The 16,019-nt window shown below is 36.4% G+C and carries 18 protein-coding genes; 9 read left to right on the forward strand and 9 right to left on the reverse strand.

All coding sequences use genetic code 11. The features are described from left to right. Positions 1-103: 103 nt before the first annotated feature. Positions 104-1,087, reverse strand: coding sequence for an SDR family oxidoreductase (locus tag CSC80_RS17080; RefSeq protein ID WP_099193174.1), 984 nt, complete (start codon positions 1,085-1,087; stop codon positions 104-106). A 43-nt stretch (positions 1,088-1,130) separates the two neighbouring features. Beyond that, positions 1,131-1,511, reverse strand: a complete 381-nt coding sequence (locus CSC80_RS17085; protein WP_058105621.1) for a glyoxalase/bleomycin resistance/extradiol dioxygenase family protein — start codon at positions 1,509-1,511, stop codon at positions 1,131-1,133. Between the two features lie 127 nt (positions 1,512-1,638). Between CSC80_RS17085 and CSC80_RS17090 the strand changes: the two genes are divergently transcribed. Next, positions 1,639-3,666, forward strand: a complete 2,028-nt coding sequence (locus tag CSC80_RS17090; protein WP_099193175.1) for a S9 family peptidase — start codon at positions 1,639-1,641, stop codon at positions 3,664-3,666. After that, complete coding sequence (locus CSC80_RS17095; protein WP_236973428.1) at positions 3,656-4,504, forward strand: endonuclease/exonuclease/phosphatase family protein; 849 nt, start codon at positions 3,656-3,658, stop codon at positions 4,502-4,504. The genes CSC80_RS17090 and CSC80_RS17095 overlap by 11 nt, the downstream gene beginning before the upstream one ends. Before the next feature lie 83 nt (positions 4,505-4,587). Here the strand turns inward: CSC80_RS17095 and CSC80_RS17100 are convergent, their stop codons facing one another. Both CSC80_RS17100 and CSC80_RS17105 read right to left on the reverse strand, forming a co-directional pair. Then, positions 4,588-5,724, reverse strand: a complete 1,137-nt coding sequence (locus CSC80_RS17100; protein ID WP_099193177.1) for a M23 family metallopeptidase — start codon at positions 5,722-5,724, stop codon at positions 4,588-4,590. A gap of 77 nt (positions 5,725-5,801) precedes the next feature. Beyond that, positions 5,802-6,635: an alpha/beta hydrolase gene (locus CSC80_RS17105; protein WP_099193178.1), complete on the reverse strand. Its 834-nt coding sequence runs from the start codon at positions 6,633-6,635 to the stop codon at positions 5,802-5,804. Positions 6,636-6,765: 130 nt separating this feature from the next. Here CSC80_RS17105 and CSC80_RS17110 point away from each other — a divergent pair, with 130 nt between their 5' ends. The 5 genes from CSC80_RS17110 (at position 6,766) to CSC80_RS17130 (ending at position 10,132) form a co-directional block, all read left to right on the forward strand. Beyond that, a complete protein-coding gene (locus tag CSC80_RS17110; protein WP_099193179.1) occupies positions 6,766-7,377 on the forward strand; it encodes an FMN-binding negative transcriptional regulator in 612 nt (203 codons plus the stop codon). Between the two features lie 96 nt (positions 7,378-7,473). Continuing rightward, the gene (locus CSC80_RS17115) at positions 7,474-7,971 is read left to right on the forward strand and encodes a CIA30 family protein (protein ID WP_099193180.1); all 498 of its coding nucleotides are present in this window, start codon (positions 7,474-7,476) and stop codon (positions 7,969-7,971) included. Between the two features lie 102 nt (positions 7,972-8,073). After that, positions 8,074-8,559, forward strand: coding sequence for a DoxX family membrane protein (locus CSC80_RS17120; protein ID WP_099193181.1), 486 nt, complete (start codon positions 8,074-8,076; stop codon positions 8,557-8,559). Between the two features lie 137 nt (positions 8,560-8,696). After that, entirely contained in the window at positions 8,697-9,116 is a 420-nt protein-coding gene (locus CSC80_RS17125) for a DUF2141 domain-containing protein (RefSeq protein WP_099193182.1), read from the forward strand. 80 nt (positions 9,117-9,196) lie between these two features. Then, complete coding sequence (locus CSC80_RS17130; RefSeq protein ID WP_058105613.1) at positions 9,197-10,132, forward strand: LysR substrate-binding domain-containing protein; 936 nt, start codon at positions 9,197-9,199, stop codon at positions 10,130-10,132. Between the two features lie 98 nt (positions 10,133-10,230). Here CSC80_RS17130 and CSC80_RS17135 read toward each other — a convergent pair whose 3' ends face one another. Then, positions 10,231-10,653 (reverse strand): hypothetical protein, encoded by a 423-nt coding sequence (locus CSC80_RS17135; protein WP_143751764.1) that lies wholly within the window; start codon positions 10,651-10,653, stop codon positions 10,231-10,233. 73 nt (positions 10,654-10,726) lie between these two features. Continuing rightward, positions 10,727-10,924, reverse strand: a complete 198-nt coding sequence (locus CSC80_RS17140) for a hypothetical protein (protein WP_058105611.1) — start codon at positions 10,922-10,924, stop codon at positions 10,727-10,729. A 145-nt stretch (positions 10,925-11,069) separates the two neighbouring features. Between CSC80_RS17140 and CSC80_RS17145 the strand changes: the two genes are divergently transcribed. Next, the gene (locus CSC80_RS17145) at positions 11,070-12,338 is read left to right on the forward strand and encodes a D-alanyl-D-alanine carboxypeptidase (RefSeq protein WP_099193184.1); all 1,269 of its coding nucleotides are present in this window, start codon (positions 11,070-11,072) and stop codon (positions 12,336-12,338) included. Here the strand turns inward: CSC80_RS17145 and CSC80_RS17150 are convergent, their stop codons facing one another. Then, entirely contained in the window at positions 12,339-12,839 is a 501-nt protein-coding gene (locus CSC80_RS17150) for a peptide-methionine (S)-S-oxide reductase (RefSeq protein WP_099193185.1), read from the reverse strand. A gap of 23 nt (positions 12,840-12,862) precedes the next feature. Beyond that, positions 12,863-13,444 (reverse strand): GDP-mannose pyrophosphatase NudK, encoded by a 582-nt coding sequence (gene nudK / locus CSC80_RS17155; RefSeq protein WP_099193399.1) that lies wholly within the window; start codon positions 13,442-13,444, stop codon positions 12,863-12,865. 183 nt (positions 13,445-13,627) lie between these two features. Between nudK and CSC80_RS17160 the strand changes: the two genes are divergently transcribed. Further along, positions 13,628-15,196: a M81 family metallopeptidase gene (locus CSC80_RS17160; RefSeq protein WP_201796646.1), complete on the forward strand. Its 1,569-nt coding sequence runs from the start codon at positions 13,628-13,630 to the stop codon at positions 15,194-15,196. Here CSC80_RS17160 and CSC80_RS17165 read toward each other — a convergent pair whose 3' ends face one another. Further along, positions 15,197-15,850 (reverse strand): DUF2461 domain-containing protein, encoded by a 654-nt coding sequence (locus CSC80_RS17165; RefSeq protein WP_074674319.1) that lies wholly within the window; start codon positions 15,848-15,850, stop codon positions 15,197-15,199. Positions 15,851-16,019: the final 169 nt, after the last annotated feature.

Consider the following 16,019-nt stretch of genomic DNA (forward strand, 5'->3'; position numbering starts at 1 on the left):
AACGCTAAATACTCACAAATATCACGTATTCCTCCCCTCCCGGGAGGGGATTAAGGGGTGGGTAATACGAATAGTGAATCAACCTGCTAGTGCTCTCAAAAATCTACAAACCTTTATAAGCCTTCAACACATTCTCAATCTTAGCCTCTGTCTCTTCATCTATGTTTTGATGTTCTGGATGCTCTAACAACCACTTTACGGTCCTTTTTATCCCTTCCGAGAACGGAATTGTGGCTTTAAACCCCGGTACAAAAGTTTTTATCTTGGTATTATCGAACAAGACACTTTCTGCTTTGTCCGCTAAAAGTGTACCCGTAAATGACGGCTCTACTTTACAAATAAAGTCCGACGCTATATGAACTACTTTTGCTTCCTTCCCTAAGGCATCAGCCAAAATCTTATAAATCATATTCCAGGTCAGCACCTCATCTGAAGTAATATGAAAAGCATGCCCTATTGCGGTCTGTAATCCTAATAAACCTACAAATCCCTTTGCAAAATCATCTGAATGTGTCACTGTCCAAAGTGAGGTTCCGTCTCCATGTACAATTATTTCTTTGCCATCCAATATTCGCTGTGCAGTATTGAACTTATCAAATCCACCAACGGCTATAGGTATTACCGTATCATACGTTAAGGATGGTCTTACTATAGTAATAGGAAACCCTTCCTCACGATATGCTTTCTGTAACCTGTCCTCACATTGAATTTTTCCTTGAGAATAATCCCATAGATTATTATGTAAAGGAGTAGATTCCGTAATCACAGGATAGCTCAATGGCGTTTGATAACAAGATGCCGAACTTATAAAAATGTATTGCTTGGTCTTTCCTTTAAACAATTCAATATCGCGCACAATATCATCAGGTGTAAATGCTATCCAGTTCACCACAACATCCCACTCATGTTTTTTCAGCTCTTCAAGTTCATCTGGTTTGTTGATATCACCAATAATGCTGTGTGCACCCTTAATATCAACTTTGGCTTTGCCCCTATTTAATAAGTACAAATCCATTCCTTTGGCAACCGCCAATCTACTACTTGGTGTACTTATATTCCCTGTTCCTCCTATAAATAATACTTTCATTTCTATATTTTAAATTCTTGATGATTCCATGAAACTGAACGGTCTAAACATCTCTATAAAATGTTAATCCGTTTTTAAATGGATCGTAAAAAGCAAACTCCCGTGTTCCCCATGCGGTTTCCCTTAGCAATGTATGTGCATTAAAAACATCTACGTTTGAATACTCGTTGTACAAAGCTTCTATGTTTTGAGATACAATGCGCAACATAGGTCTATCTATATCTACCTCCCACATTTTTTTATTGTGCCATTGCAAATGGATCTCAATATCGTCCCTTAAGATACCCGCATATTTTGGGTTTTTGGCATCATCTGCGAAGGCAATCTTAAACCCCAATCGGTTAACATAAAAATCTAACGCTTCAACCACATCCCAAACCGGAAGCACAGGGTGAATTTGATGTAAATAGCCTTTTTCTTCCATACCGTGAAAATACAAAAAGGATTAAAGGATTTAATGTTAATACTTCCTCAATTCTTAATGCATGCCGTTCTATTTTTTTAAGTAATTCGCTATCTTCATAGGATTATTTCAAACCAAATTCAACACTATGAAAGTTATTACCAAAACACTCTTTCTCCTATTATTTTCAATAACGGTATCCGCACAGGTTTCTTCAAATCTTGAGCTTACCGATATATTTAATATGGAGTATGTATCTGACCCTCAGATATCGCCAGATGGCAGTAAAATAATCTATGTTAGAAACTTCAAGGATATTATGACCGACAAGAATTTATCTAATCTTTGGATCATAAATTACGACGGTTCACAAAATAGACCTTTGACAACTGGCAACCAAAACGACTACTATCCACGCTGGTCTCATGACGGTAAAAAAATCATTTTTAAATCGAACAAAGAGGATTCCAAAATGAAATTATACCTCATGTGGATGGATACCAAAGAAATTGCTCCTTTAACGAATACTCCTAAAAGTCCCGGTGCCGTAAGCTGGTCTCATGATGATCGTTATTTAGCTTTTACCATGTTTGTGCCAGAGGCTGAAAAATCTATCGTGAAAATGCCTGCGAAACCTGAAGGCGCCAAATGGAATACCCCACCAACATATATTGACAAATTAAACTATAGGGGTGACGGTCAAGGATATATTAAAGGCGGACATACTCAAATTTTCACCTTATCTATTGATGGCGGTACGCCAAAGCAATTAACGACTACAGCATTTGACCATGGTGCTCCCGTATGGGCCAAAAATGACAAAGCGTTATACTTCTCCGCAAATTTTAATCCCGATGAGGCTTTTGAACCTGCCAATAGCGAGGTCTTTAAATTAGACTTATCAACAGCAGAGGTAACTCCGCTGACTTCTAGATATGGGCCGGACAATTCACCTACAGTTTCTCCAGATGGCAATTTAATAGCTTACACCGGTAAAGATGATAAATTACAGGGGTATGAAATTACCAATCTTTATGTGATGAATACCGATGGAAGCAACCCTAGGTTAATTTCCGGTGATTTTGATAGGGATATTGCCAATGTGCAGTGGTCAAATGATGGCAAAGGTCTTTATTTTCAATATGATACGGAAGGAGCTACTAAAATAGGCCATATTACTTTGAATGGTAAAGTAACCACTCTTGTTGAAGGTCTTGGTGGGTTGTCATTGGGAAGACCCTATAACGCGGGTGATTTTACCGTTTCTAACAACTCTAAATTTGCCTATACGTTAGGTAATACCGAACACCCGTCTGATTTAGGTGCTGCCGATAAAAAAGGTTCTAAACGATTGACTTTTGTAAACGACGATCTTTTCTCTTTTCGTGATTTAGGCAAGACTGAAGAAATTTGGTGGGAATCTTCATATGACCAGAAAAAAATTCAAGGTTGGGTGGTTACACCGCCAAATTTTGACCCAGGTAAAAAATATCCGTTTATTCTTGAAATTCATGGTGGACCGTTCACTAGCTACGGCTCAGTTTACAGTGCCGAGATACAGGCTTATGCCGCAGCTGGTTATGTTGTGCTGTACAGTAACCCAAGGGGAAGTACTAGCTATGGAGCGGAGTTTGGTAACTTAATTCACCACGACTACCCTAATCACGATTATGAAGATTTAATGAGCGGTGTAGATGCCGTCATTGAAAAAGGATTTATAGATACCAACAATCTATTTGTTACCGGTGGTAGTGGCGGCGGAGTACTTACTGCATGGATAGTGGGTAAAACTGACCGATTTAAAGCTGCCGTAGTTGCCAAACCGGTAATAAACTGGACAAGTTTTGTGCTTTATGCAGATGGTGCCGCTTTCTTTTCTAAATATTGGTTCGGCAAAAAACCTTGGGAAGATCCGGAAAACTATTTTAGACGCTCTCCGTTAATGTATGTTGCCAATGTTACTACGCCAACCATGTTACTAACGGGTGAAGAAGATTATAGAACGCCTATTGCAGAATCTGAACAATTCTATACCGCCCTTAAATTAGAAGGTGTTGAAACGGCTATGGTGCGTATTCCCGGAGCAGGACATGGCATTGCTAACAGACCTAGTAATTTAGTAGCCAAAATTGCCAGTGTACTAGCTTGGTTTGAAAAATACAAGGATGCGGAATAGTATAGAATATATAAGTTTTGTTCTGGCATTATGCATGTCGATATCAAGCCTTTGTGGTCAAGAAATTAATATACTTACCTATAATATAAAGTACGACAATGTTAATGATACAGTAAACAATTGGAACGATCGCAAAGCCGCCATGGTTGATCTTTTACAATATTATGACCCTGGTGTCATTGGCATGCAAGAAGTTCTGCATCATCAGCTAACGTTTTTAGATGAACAGCTTTCCAATTATAATTATATAGGTGTTGGTCGTGATGACGGAAAAGAAAAAGGCGAATACTCCCCTATTCTGTTCAACACCAAATTATATAAACTATTAAAAAGTGAAACATTTTGGTTGTCCGATACACCAAGTAAAATATCTGTAGGATGGGATGCCGCAATGGAACGTATTTGCACCTACGGATTATTTGAAGATTTAAATACGGGAAAGCAATTTTTGGTCTTCAATACGCATTTTGACCATGTAGGTACAGTTGCTCGTGAAAAATCGGCAAAACTCATTGTATCCAAGATAAAGGAGGTTAATGGTGATCACCTTCCGGTGGTGCTTATGGGCGACTTGAATTTGAATCCCACGGAAAAACCGATTCAATTTTTACAGAATGCCTTGGCTGATGGAAAATCAATCGCTCAAAAACCTTTTTACGGACCAACGGGAACCTTTAGTGGTTTTGACCATTCGCGTATATTAACCAATCGTATCGATTACATATTCGTAGAAAACTTTGAAGTTTTAGAGTACCTACATATTGATGATAGAATGGAAAACAATAAACATATCTCTGACCACCTACCGGTCTTTGCAAAGCTTTTAATGAGCAAATAAGTACTTCTTTCATTTTAGATAATACGAAGCCTCTTTTTTTTAAAATTAAGAGGCTTTGTATTTTAATATAAAAGTATTTTCATTTAAAGTTCCAATACCAGACTCTTATAAATAAACCCCTTATCCCCGCTTGAACGTTCTATGTGTGCCCAATCTTTTGTATACCCTAATAATGACAAGGTGTCATTCCGTTTTACTTCTCCTAACTTTATACCCGCAACCTCTGGGGCATTTCTATAATTGGCAATTGCTGCCGATACTTTTATAAATTTAGATGTGCTCAATACCCTTTTTATATCAGGTCTTTCTGTCTTCTTTACAAACGGAAGCGGATCAATAGCCCCTTGACCGGATTTATAAATTCCAAAATGTAAATGTGGTGCAGTAGTACGGGCATTTCCCGTATTTCCTACCAGGCCCAAAGTATCACCTATTGTTACTCTATTACCGGTTGATACCAATATACGATCCAAATGAGCATAATAAAGCGATTTACCAAAGAGTCCCGCTCTTAACCAAACCTGTTTACCACCTAATCCTTTTTCGCCAGTAGCGCTTACCATACCATCAACCGCCGCAACTACCGGTGTTCCCCTTTCTGCAAAAATATCAATACCCTCATGACTTCGTGCTCCACCCCCTCTAACCGCGCCCCAAAAACTTTGAATGGCTTTATTGTCCTTTCCGAACACGGGAAAACCAAAACTAGGCGATGTATACATTTGAAAGGAAAACATTCCTTGTGAGTTCAATTCCGGTTGAATAGTAATTTTATAAATTCCGGTTTCATCAATAGGAACTTTCGCATGATGTTCTCCCAACTTATTATGAAATTCATCTGTTAAACTACTATCTGGGTTAACCTTTATGAGATTAATAAAACTTCGTATTCCCAGTACATTGTTCTCAACCTCAACATTCAATACCTCACCTTCATTCAAGTACATATTATAACTATAAACTGTAATGCGATCTTTAAAATATTGACCTTGCTCGGCATAAGGAAGGCGTATTTGAAGACTATCGGCTTTTGCCAATTTATACGCCTGTTGCCAGGTATTAAGACGTAACGAATCTAAATTTTCAAATTCTCGTGCATAAAGCTCTCTTGCCGTTGGTTGTACAATGACATCGGTAACTTTTCTTATTTGCTTACAGCTATAAATCATTACCATAAACAGTAGAAAAATACATGCTTTGATTTTTGAACTTAAACTCATTTATTCTATGTATAGCTATTATTACAAATGAAAAATCGGACCGTATTAGGGTCCGATTTTCATTTCATTTCATTCAATTACTTCTTTAAAAAAGAAATCAAAATTTCATTCAATTCGTCAGGGTGTGTTACGTTTAGCCCGTGTGGAGCACCTTCAATTACTTCAAGAGTGCTATATTTTATGCCATCATGTGCTTGTTTTGCGGAAGTTTCTATAGGTACTGTTGCATCGGCATCACCATGTATAATTAATGTAGGTACGGTAACATTTTCAAGCTCTGGTCTAAAATCTGTATGCATCCATGCCAACGCAGCCTGTATAGTAGCTCTGGGAGAAGCAAAAGAGGCAATGGTAAAATCATAGTCTAACTGCGCCTGACTGATTTTCTCTCCTTTATTTTCTTCAAAATTGTAGAAACCTTTACTGAATTCCTTTAAGAAACCCACCCTATCTTTTTGAAGAGCATCAATAATACCTTCCAAGGCATCTTCTGGCACTCCTGATGGATTATCCGGTTTTTGTTTTACCAATGGTATAATAGAGCTGATCAATGCTGCTTTTGCTATTCTACTAGGACCATAATCCGTTAAATAGCGTACAACTTCACCACCTCCCATTGAAAAACCAACAATAATTGCATCCTTTAGTTCCAGCTCTTCAATAATAGCGTTTAAGTCACTCGCCAATGAAGAATAATCATAGGCATCCCATGGAGATGAAGAAGTACCAAAACCTCTACGATCATAAGAAATACACCTAAAACCTTCTTCTACTATTTTCCAAACCTGTTGTTCCCATGATTTTCTGCTCAACGGCCAACCATGAATTAATATTACCGGTTGTCCGCTACCGTAATCCTCATAAAATATATCTACTTGTTCTTTTGCTTTTGTATTTGTTATAAAGGGCATATATGTCTATTTTAAATTCACTTCTAAGATATTTAAGATTAACGAATTTACTTAGCGTTAAAGGTGAAATTATTGGTTCAAAAAACGGATATTTATAACCATCTTTTGAATTCAATATATTTAAGACCATATGTTTATACCCGAACACTATAAGAACACAGACGTCAAAGAAATACATGATTTCTTAAAAAATAACAGTTTTGGTATTTTAATCAATACTATTGAAGGTAAACCTTGGGGAACCCATATTCCTTTAGAACTAAGTAAAAATGAAATGGGTAATGACATTTTGGTGGGACATATTGCCAAAGCCAATTTACAAAGCAAGAACCTTAATAACGGGGATCAGGTGTTATGTATTTTTAATGGACCGCATAGCTATATTTCTTCATCTTGGTACCAGCAAGAAGAAGTACCAACATGGAACTATATTGCAGTACATGTTTATGGTACCGTAAAAATTCAGACATCCGATGAATTATTGACCTCTCTACATGCTCTAGTAGATAAGTATGAGCAACAATCTGAACATCCTGTTTCACTGAACAACATGTCTAAAAAAACAATGAGACAAGTAACTGGCATCATTGGTTTTGAAATTGAAATTAATGATATACAGGCTGTAAACAAACTATCTCAAGGAAGAAGCCATGACCACCCAAAAATTATCTCTGAGTTAGAAAAACAAGGTGCATCTGAAAAAGCGGTTGCAGAAGAAATGAAAAAAAGATTGCATGAATAAGTTAGTGTTCAAGCTAACATTTAAACCTTTAGAGTTGCCATCCTTTGTGCCTATCAAGTAATTTTAACTTGAATTTGAACACCCTTAAAATATCTTATGATGCGTGAAGAAGTAACAATTTTTGATTTCAATAAAACCAGCAACCGAAAACAATGGGATTTGGTCAATGATGAAGTTATGGGTGGTATTTCCATGGGGCTTCTTCAAATTGATGATGATGGTAACGGTGTTTTCAGTGGTCATGTATCATTGGAAAACAATGGCGGATTTTGCCTAATTAAGCATGATATAAATCGCATATCGGTTGAAAAATACTCATCTTTCGTTATCAAATTGATGGGTGATGGTAAAAAATATGCCTTTAGATGTAAATCTGGCGAACATCAACGCCATACTTATAGCTATAGTTTTAAGACTACCAAAGATTGGCAAATCATCCAAATACCTTTTAAAGAAATGGAAGCTGTATTTAGGGGCGATAACTTAGAACTGCCAAATTACCATGGGGATTTTCTGGCTCAAATTGCCTTTATAATAAAAAACGGAGTAGCTGAAGATTTCACCTTAAAAATAGATAGTATTAAAATAGTTTAGGCAAGCAAATAAAATAATAAATTTTGAACTAATCCCCGTTGATTTTAGTCATTTTTATTTTACTAATTTTTAGGTAAGTTTAGATAATCAACCACCAACAATATGATTTATCAACTTACATCTTTAAAGAGATTGATAGTCCCTTTTAAAGTAGATGCACTCTTACCAAACATCTTCATTTTAATTCCAAGAGTATTTACTGGCTATCTTCTCGCATTCGTATTTGCCATCAACAAATTTGGCACTCCCTGGACACCTAAATCAATGAACCTTCAATTATTTGAAGTATCAGATTGGTTTGTAGAATTAACCAAGGATTTTGGATTACCATTTTCTTTAATGCCAGAAGTTTTTGCTTGGTCTGCCGGTTTAACCGAAGCATTGGGCGGTATTTTACTGTTATTAGGTCTTAATACCAGAATTACAGCTTTTTTTATTACTACAACTATGTTCATTAGCATTGCATTTAGACCGTGGGACCAATCTTGGAACATTATGCCCACTTTTATGTTTTTCTGCTTAGGTCTATTTTTTATGGGTTTTGGCTCTGGGAAATTTGGGTTAGACTACCTCATTACCAAACGCTAGATGGTCAATATTTTTATATCGGCATTGAATTACGACAATTGGGTGCTACAATAAAACAATTGGGTAATCTACTTTTTCAAAAAATACAGGTTTAATGCACCTTTGAAGTAATCAATTAATCTTTAAAACCTTTAAAAATGAAAAAGTTACTATTCTCTATTATCGTATTAGCCATGAGTTTAACCATGAATGCTCAAAATAGTGAAGGCATTACATTAACAGTAGTTATTGAAAATGTTTTAAACAGTGAAGGACATGTATTAAGCGGACTTCATAATGAAGACACCTTTATGAAAGCAGAAGGCATAAAAACAAGTAAGGACAAAGCGGAAGCTGGAAAATTGGTATTGACCTTTGAAAATATTCAACCCGGTGATTATGCATTTTCTGTATTGCACGATAAAAATGACAATAACCGAATGGATTTTGCCACTAACGGAATGCCAACGGAAGATTATGCAATGAGCGGTAATTCAATGCCAATGGGTCCACCGACATTTGCAGATTCTAAATTTACGGTTTCCACGGAGGACCATGAATTAAGGTTGCGTTTCTAACATAAAAATAGCTTACATGTAGTTCTTGTAATAGGTCATGATAATGGTTTTTAGTAATTTTAAAGCTTTAAACTATACACATGACCATTACTCAATTACAATATGTTCTAGCGGTTGCAGAGCACAAGAATTTTACCTTAGCAGCAGAGAAAAGCTTTGTTACACAACCTACATTGAGTATGCAAGTACAAAAACTTGAAGATGAGCTAGATATACTATTATTTGATCGTAGCAAAAAACCGATAACCATTACTGAAGTGGGTAAAAAAATTGTAGATCAAGCAAAGAATATCGTAAATGAGGCTGCACGTATAAAAGATATTGTAGAGCAAGAAAAAGGGTATATTGGCGGAGATTATGTTCTGGGAATTATCCCAACGATAATGCCTACTTTATTGCCTATGTTTCTTAAGAATTTTATTCAGAAATATCCCAAGGTAAATCTAATTATCAAAGAACAAAATACAGAAAGTCTTATTCAAAACATTGAAGATGGCCACATAGATGCTGCAATTGCAGCAACACCTTTAGAAGTAGATTTCATAACAGAAAGACCTTTATATTATGAGCCATTTGTTGGCTATGTTCCTATGGAGCACCGCTTGGGCAAAAGCACTAAAATAACCCCGGACGATTTAGATATTGAAGATATACTGTTATTACAAGATGGTCATTGTTTTAGGGAAGGTGTCCTAAATTTGTGCAAAGCACCAAAAATTGGAGGAGAACACTTTAGCCTACAAAGCGGTAGTTTTGAAACACTTATTAACTTATCTAATGAAGGTTTAGGTATGACATTACTTCCATATTTAAATACACTTGAGCTTGACAGTTCAAAGAAAAAGAATTTAAAATATTTTAAGGACCCATCACCGGCAAGGGAGGTAAGTCTAATATACCATAAAAAGGAACTTAAAGTTCAAATTACGGAAGCCTTAAGAGATGTTATTACTGGCATTGTTCGCGGTGCCATTGCATTTCAAGATGTAAAGATTATTAGTCCGCTCACTAAGTAAAGTACCTCAGGGCAAGCCCGTGAGGCACTCAAAGGAAACAAACTTATAAATTCGAGGTAAGCCTCGGGATATTATACCCTTTGGCGGTGCCAATAAATTTATTGTTTCTTAAATCTGTATAAACATCCTTCAATGCATATGCCAGGGTAAGAAGGTGATAGTGTTAAGCTAGTCTTGCTAGTGTTAAAATCTGCCGTAAAACCTAATGTATCTTTTTCTCCTTCGGTAATAAAATACAAATAAAGTTCTGGCGCTATTATTTCATAACTACCTGTATTCAAAGTCTCCTTATCAAAGTTGGTTCTTTCATAATTACCGAATTCATCAAAAATATACCGATAACCCTCATCAACATCTTGCCATTCGGTAGCTCCACCAGGACTTACGTAAGATTCTGTCAACAGCCACTCTCCCACTAAACTAGTATCGTCTACTGGCGTATTGTCAAATTCCGTGTCATCATTTTGACATTGCATTAAAAAGAGCAAACTAATGGCAACAAATATTCTAGTAATCATCATACTTTTTTAAATAAGACTCACAAAACACCAATTGGTTGCTTAAAAAAAAAGAGCCACTTTACGTGGCTCTTACTTATGCTTTTAAATAAACTAAACTTTGTTTTAACTCCGGTTTATCCGTTATGAAACTTTCTAACCAGATTTTCAATTCTTCTACCTCTTCAGGTAATAACGTCTTTAAGGCTTTCTTTAACTCCTTACAAAAAAGCAAGGTATCAAAACTAACCTTTTTAAGTACTGTTTTACTATACTCTAGCATAGACTTAGACATTTTGTTGTTAGATTAATAGGTTTTGTTGTTGCATAAAGGTAAACAGAAATACAGAATTAATATTGTATACAAAAAGTTAAAGTAATACTCTTCGTGTTAAATTTTTATGGGTATCATAAGATTTCTATTTTGTACTTTCGAATTCATGAAAAACTTGGTTTTAATTATTGTACTTATTTTTCTTGTATCCTCTTGTGGTTCAAAAAAATCTCTCATTAAGAAAAATTTAGACCAACGTCTAACATCCGCTTTTTATGAAAATCAGTTCACAGGTGTTTTAGTAATTGATGCAAATTCTAAAGACACCATTTATAACCTTAATGATCATAAGTATTTTACCCCTGCCAGCAACACAAAAATTTTCACACTTTTTACCGCTATAAAAACACTCCCGGACCAAATACCTACATTGCAATATATTGACCGTAACGACACCTTGTATTTTGAAGGCACAGGCGACCCATCATTCCTACATCCTTATCTAAAAGATTCTACCGCATTTAAATTTCTAAAAAGTAAAAAGAATTTAGTATTCGCAACAGATAATTTCATGGATACCAAATTTGGATCAGGTTGGGCATGGGACGATTATCAGTATTATTATTCGCCTGAGCGCAACGCTTTTCCACTGTATGGCAATGTGGTAATGATACACAAGAATACATCACTTTTGGTTTCGCCCACATACTTTAAGGATAGTATTTTACAAATTAGAAATACCAAAAACCGTAAGGAGACTTCGAACCTATTTTTTTACCCACCCAATTATGCTGACACTTTAGAAATACCTTTTATTATAAACACCCTCAACACAAAAGCTATTTTAGAGCAAGCATTGAACAAGCCTATTTTGAACAGGTCTAAAATGCCCATTGGAACAAAACAAACTTTACCTGGAATTCAGGCAGATTCACTCTACATTAGAATGATGCATGAAAGTGATAATTTCATTGCAGAACAATTATTGGTACTAGCTGCCTCTACATTAAAGGATACTTTGAATAGTGGTTTAGCTAGAGAATATATCTTAGAACATGAACTAAACCAATTAGCGCAAACTCCAAGATGGGTAGACGGCTCAGGTTTATCTCGCTACAATCTGTTTACCCCACAAAATATGGTGCACGTTTTAAACGAATTATTTGTTCTTGTACCCAAAGAGAGGTTATATTCCATTTTTCCTGCCGGTGGCTCATCAGGAACTCTCAAGAATAGATTTAAAGGTGTAGACCAACCGTATATTTTTGCCAAATCGGGCAGTTTAAGCAACAATTACTGCTTAAGCGGTTATTTACTGACAAAATCTGGTAAAACGCTTATCTTCAGTTTTATGAATAACCATTATAAAAACGCTACCAGTGACGAAAGAACCCAACTTGAACTTATGCTACAAACACTTAGGGACAACTATTGATCATAAAACATCTGTTGATACATGTTTTGCATATTTCTCTTTAAGTAATTGGATTTTTGGCGTAATATGTGTTTTGCAAAATGGCTTTTCGGTATCTTTAAAATAGTAATTTTGAAATCGTTCTTCTGAGGCATTAAATGCCCCAAATGGTAATATCCCTGTAATAATCGGCTCTTTAAATTCCAATTGTAACGCTGACAATAGCTCTTTTAAAACAGCTTGTTCATTATTCATAAAATAATAAATACCAGACCTATACTTATGGCGCATTGAATGATTCTGGGTACTTCTATGAGTATCTAAATGAATGGCAACTAAATCTTTTAGCGCTATTAAATTAGGATAATAGTACACAACTACAGCCTCTGAAAAATTTTCAGGATCTTCTTTAGGTGCTATAAAACCCTGTTCTACCTTATGTACACCTTTTAAAGCCATAAAAACGGCTTCTGTGCACCAATGGCAACCACCACCAAACCCTATTTTAAAGAGATTTTGCATACCTATTTGTCGATAAAGCGTGCCTAAACTAACCCATTCAATTTTGCATATTGCAATAACATAATTGTCTTGGCATCCTTAATTTCCCCATTTGAAACCATGGTGATAGCTTCATCAAAATTCAATTCTAAGACTTCAATGTTTTCGGTTTCATCTTCTGCGCCACCACCATCACTTACCTTCATACTATCATCATATTCTCCCACAAAAAGAAACAGCTCTTCGGTAACTGAACCGGGCGACATGTAGGTTTGAAAAACTTTTTCCACATTATTGATCTTATATCCGGTTTCTTCCTCAGTTTCTTTTCGTACACAATCTGAAGGGTTATCGCCATCTAAAAGCCCGGCACAAACTTCGATCATCATTCCGTCTTCATTCCCATTAACATAGGTAGGCATTCTAAATTGCCTGGTAAGAACCACAGTCTTTTTTTTAGAGTTATACAATAAAATGGCAGCACCATTACCCCTATCATAAGCCTCTCTTTCCTGGGTTTCCCAACTACCATCTGGCTTTTGGTAGTCATAGGTGTATTTATTTAAAATATACCAATTATCAGAAAGTATTTCTCTTTTTACATTCTTTATGCCTCCATTTTTCAAAATCAATAGCCGTTTTAAATTGTGATTATAAAGATAAAGCAGTACGCTTTAAAACGTGAAGAAATAAACTAAGTCTTTCCAATACTTACATTAATAGCTTAGAAAAGGTTATTTAGCAAAAACTCTTGCTAATATGCCCTATGAACCAGTATCTTTTCATAACAAACCAAACAACCTTTGATTTTGAAGCATTTATACCTTTACGCCGTTCTGTTACTTAGCTTAGCTACTTCTTGCAATAAAGAAAAAAAAGATACTGAAACCAAAAACTTACCTAAGATCGCCATTGCCGGTTTGGGCATTGAAAGTAGCACCTTTTCACCTGCCCTTTCTACTGAGGAAGCCTTTCATGCTAAAGTAAGTGATTCGGTTTTTACAAGATATCCCTTTTTACAGCCAGATTCTATAAATAGAAAAAGAGCGCAATGGGTACCAACACTTGTGGGGAAATCGCTACCGGGTGGAACGGTAACGCGAGAAGCCTACGAATCTTTGGTTGGCAAAAGTTTGAAAATGCTAGAAGAAAACAAACCATATGACGGACTCTTTTTTGACATACATGGCGCAATGAGCGTGGTTGGGTTAGATGATCCTGAAGGTGACCTTATAATGCGTATTCGTGAAGTAATTGGTGATGATGTACTTATTTCTACATCTATGGATTTGCACGGTAACGTATCTGAACGATTGGCAAAACATACCGATTTAATAACGTGCTACCGTATGGCACCGCATGAAGATGCTATTGAATCTAAAAGAAGAGCGGTTACTAATTTAATTGACCGACTTGAAAGTGGCAAAGGTAAACCCGCCTTTAAGGCTTGGGTACCTGTACCTATTTTATTACCCGGAGAAAAAACAAGTACGCGTATAGAGCCCGGTAAGAGTTTATACGCAAAAGTTCCTACCGTTGCCAATCAAGAAGGTGTTATTGATGCCGCCATATGGATCGGCTATGCCTGGGCAGATGAACCCCGTAACCACGCCGTTGTAATGGTAACCGGAGATGATAAGGAAAAAGTTGCCGAAGGAGCAGAAAAATTGGCACAAAATTTTTGGGATGTGCGTAACGAATTTGAATTTGTTGCACCTACTACCACGCTAGACGAAAGCTTAAAACTTGCTTTGGCCAGTGAAAAGAAACCTTACATGATCAGTGATATGGGCGATAACCCTACTGCTGGTGGTGCAGGTGATGTAACTTGGACATTGAAAGAGCTTTTGGCCAGACCGGAATTTAAGTCTAAAAACGGAACCTCTCTTATTTATGCATCTATACCAGGACCTGAGTTTGTAGAAAAGGCGTTAGAAATAGGAATTGGTGGTAAAATTAAAGCTGAAGCAGGCGCTGCCGTGGATGATAGATTTGCAGGACCCCTAACGTTAGAAGGTACCGTTACCGCTATTAAAGAAGGTGATGTTAACGCTGAGATAGAAGTAGTTGTTAAGGTTGGTAATATTGATGTCATCGTGACCAAAAAACGCAAACCCTACCATCTTTTAAGTGATTTTACCAATTTAGGCTTGGACCCTAAAAACACGGATATTGTAGTCGTAAAAATTGGCTACTTGGTTCCTGAACTTTATGATATGCGTGGCGATTGGACCATGGCACTTACTCCCGGCGGAGTGGACCAAGATTTAAATAGATTAGGTTATAAGAGAATTAAAAGACCTATGTTTCCATTGGATAGCACTATGGCACAGCCAGATTTGAAACCTAAGTGGATTCCGGCAGCGGATGCGAAATAATTACACGGTAATGGCCTTATTCAAATAACGCCTAAATGGTAGCATTTCTTTATAAGCTGCTATTAATTCATCATCAAACTTAGCTTTGTTGGTTTCCTTAGTATTAAACTCTTGGAATACGGCAAAGGTTTTGTTTTTGAGCAATTCTACATGTTTATGATCTTTGGCGAACCCCTTAGGTGCATTGGTCAGTTTAGCATCTTCATAGAGGTCACCAAAACGGGTTTTAAAGGATTTCCTATTTAATATTTTCACCAATTCTTCTCCATCATAATCAATGGCTTCACGAACACTACGCAATACTTTTGGCTCCGGTCTCCATAATCCTCCCGCAAAAATGCAACGGTCTATACCCAACTCAAAATAGAAATCGGCAGTTTTTGGTTTCTTATCAAATCCCGCTCCTAAGTGGTCTTTATAAATAGGTTTATTGGGATGAAACATAAGGTTATTATTGATACGATTTATTCCCTTTTTACCTGGAGTATCATAGTACTCGTCATCAATAGCCGATAGTCTCCTATTCATACTATTTAACCAGTCTATATATTCATCACGTACCTGTTTGTACCATTTACGATTGGCATCCATCCATTCCTTTGAATTGTTTTGTTGTAATTTTTTTAGGAAGTCTATCTGATTTTTAAAACTCATAAGTTCGTTGCTCGTTGCTCCTTGCTGGTTGTTGGTTGTTGGTTGTTGGTTGTTGGAAAATTAAAATACAAACTCAAGCTCAAAAATCAAATTCAAATCCAAATTCAAATTTACATCCAAATTAGAGCTTCATACTTCCTATTCAAACATAATACATCAGAACTTTACA

The sequence above is a fragment of the Maribacter sp. 6B07 genome, assembly GCF_002700155.1.
Classification (GTDB): Bacteria; Bacteroidota; Bacteroidia; order Flavobacteriales; family Flavobacteriaceae; genus Maribacter; species Maribacter dokdonensis.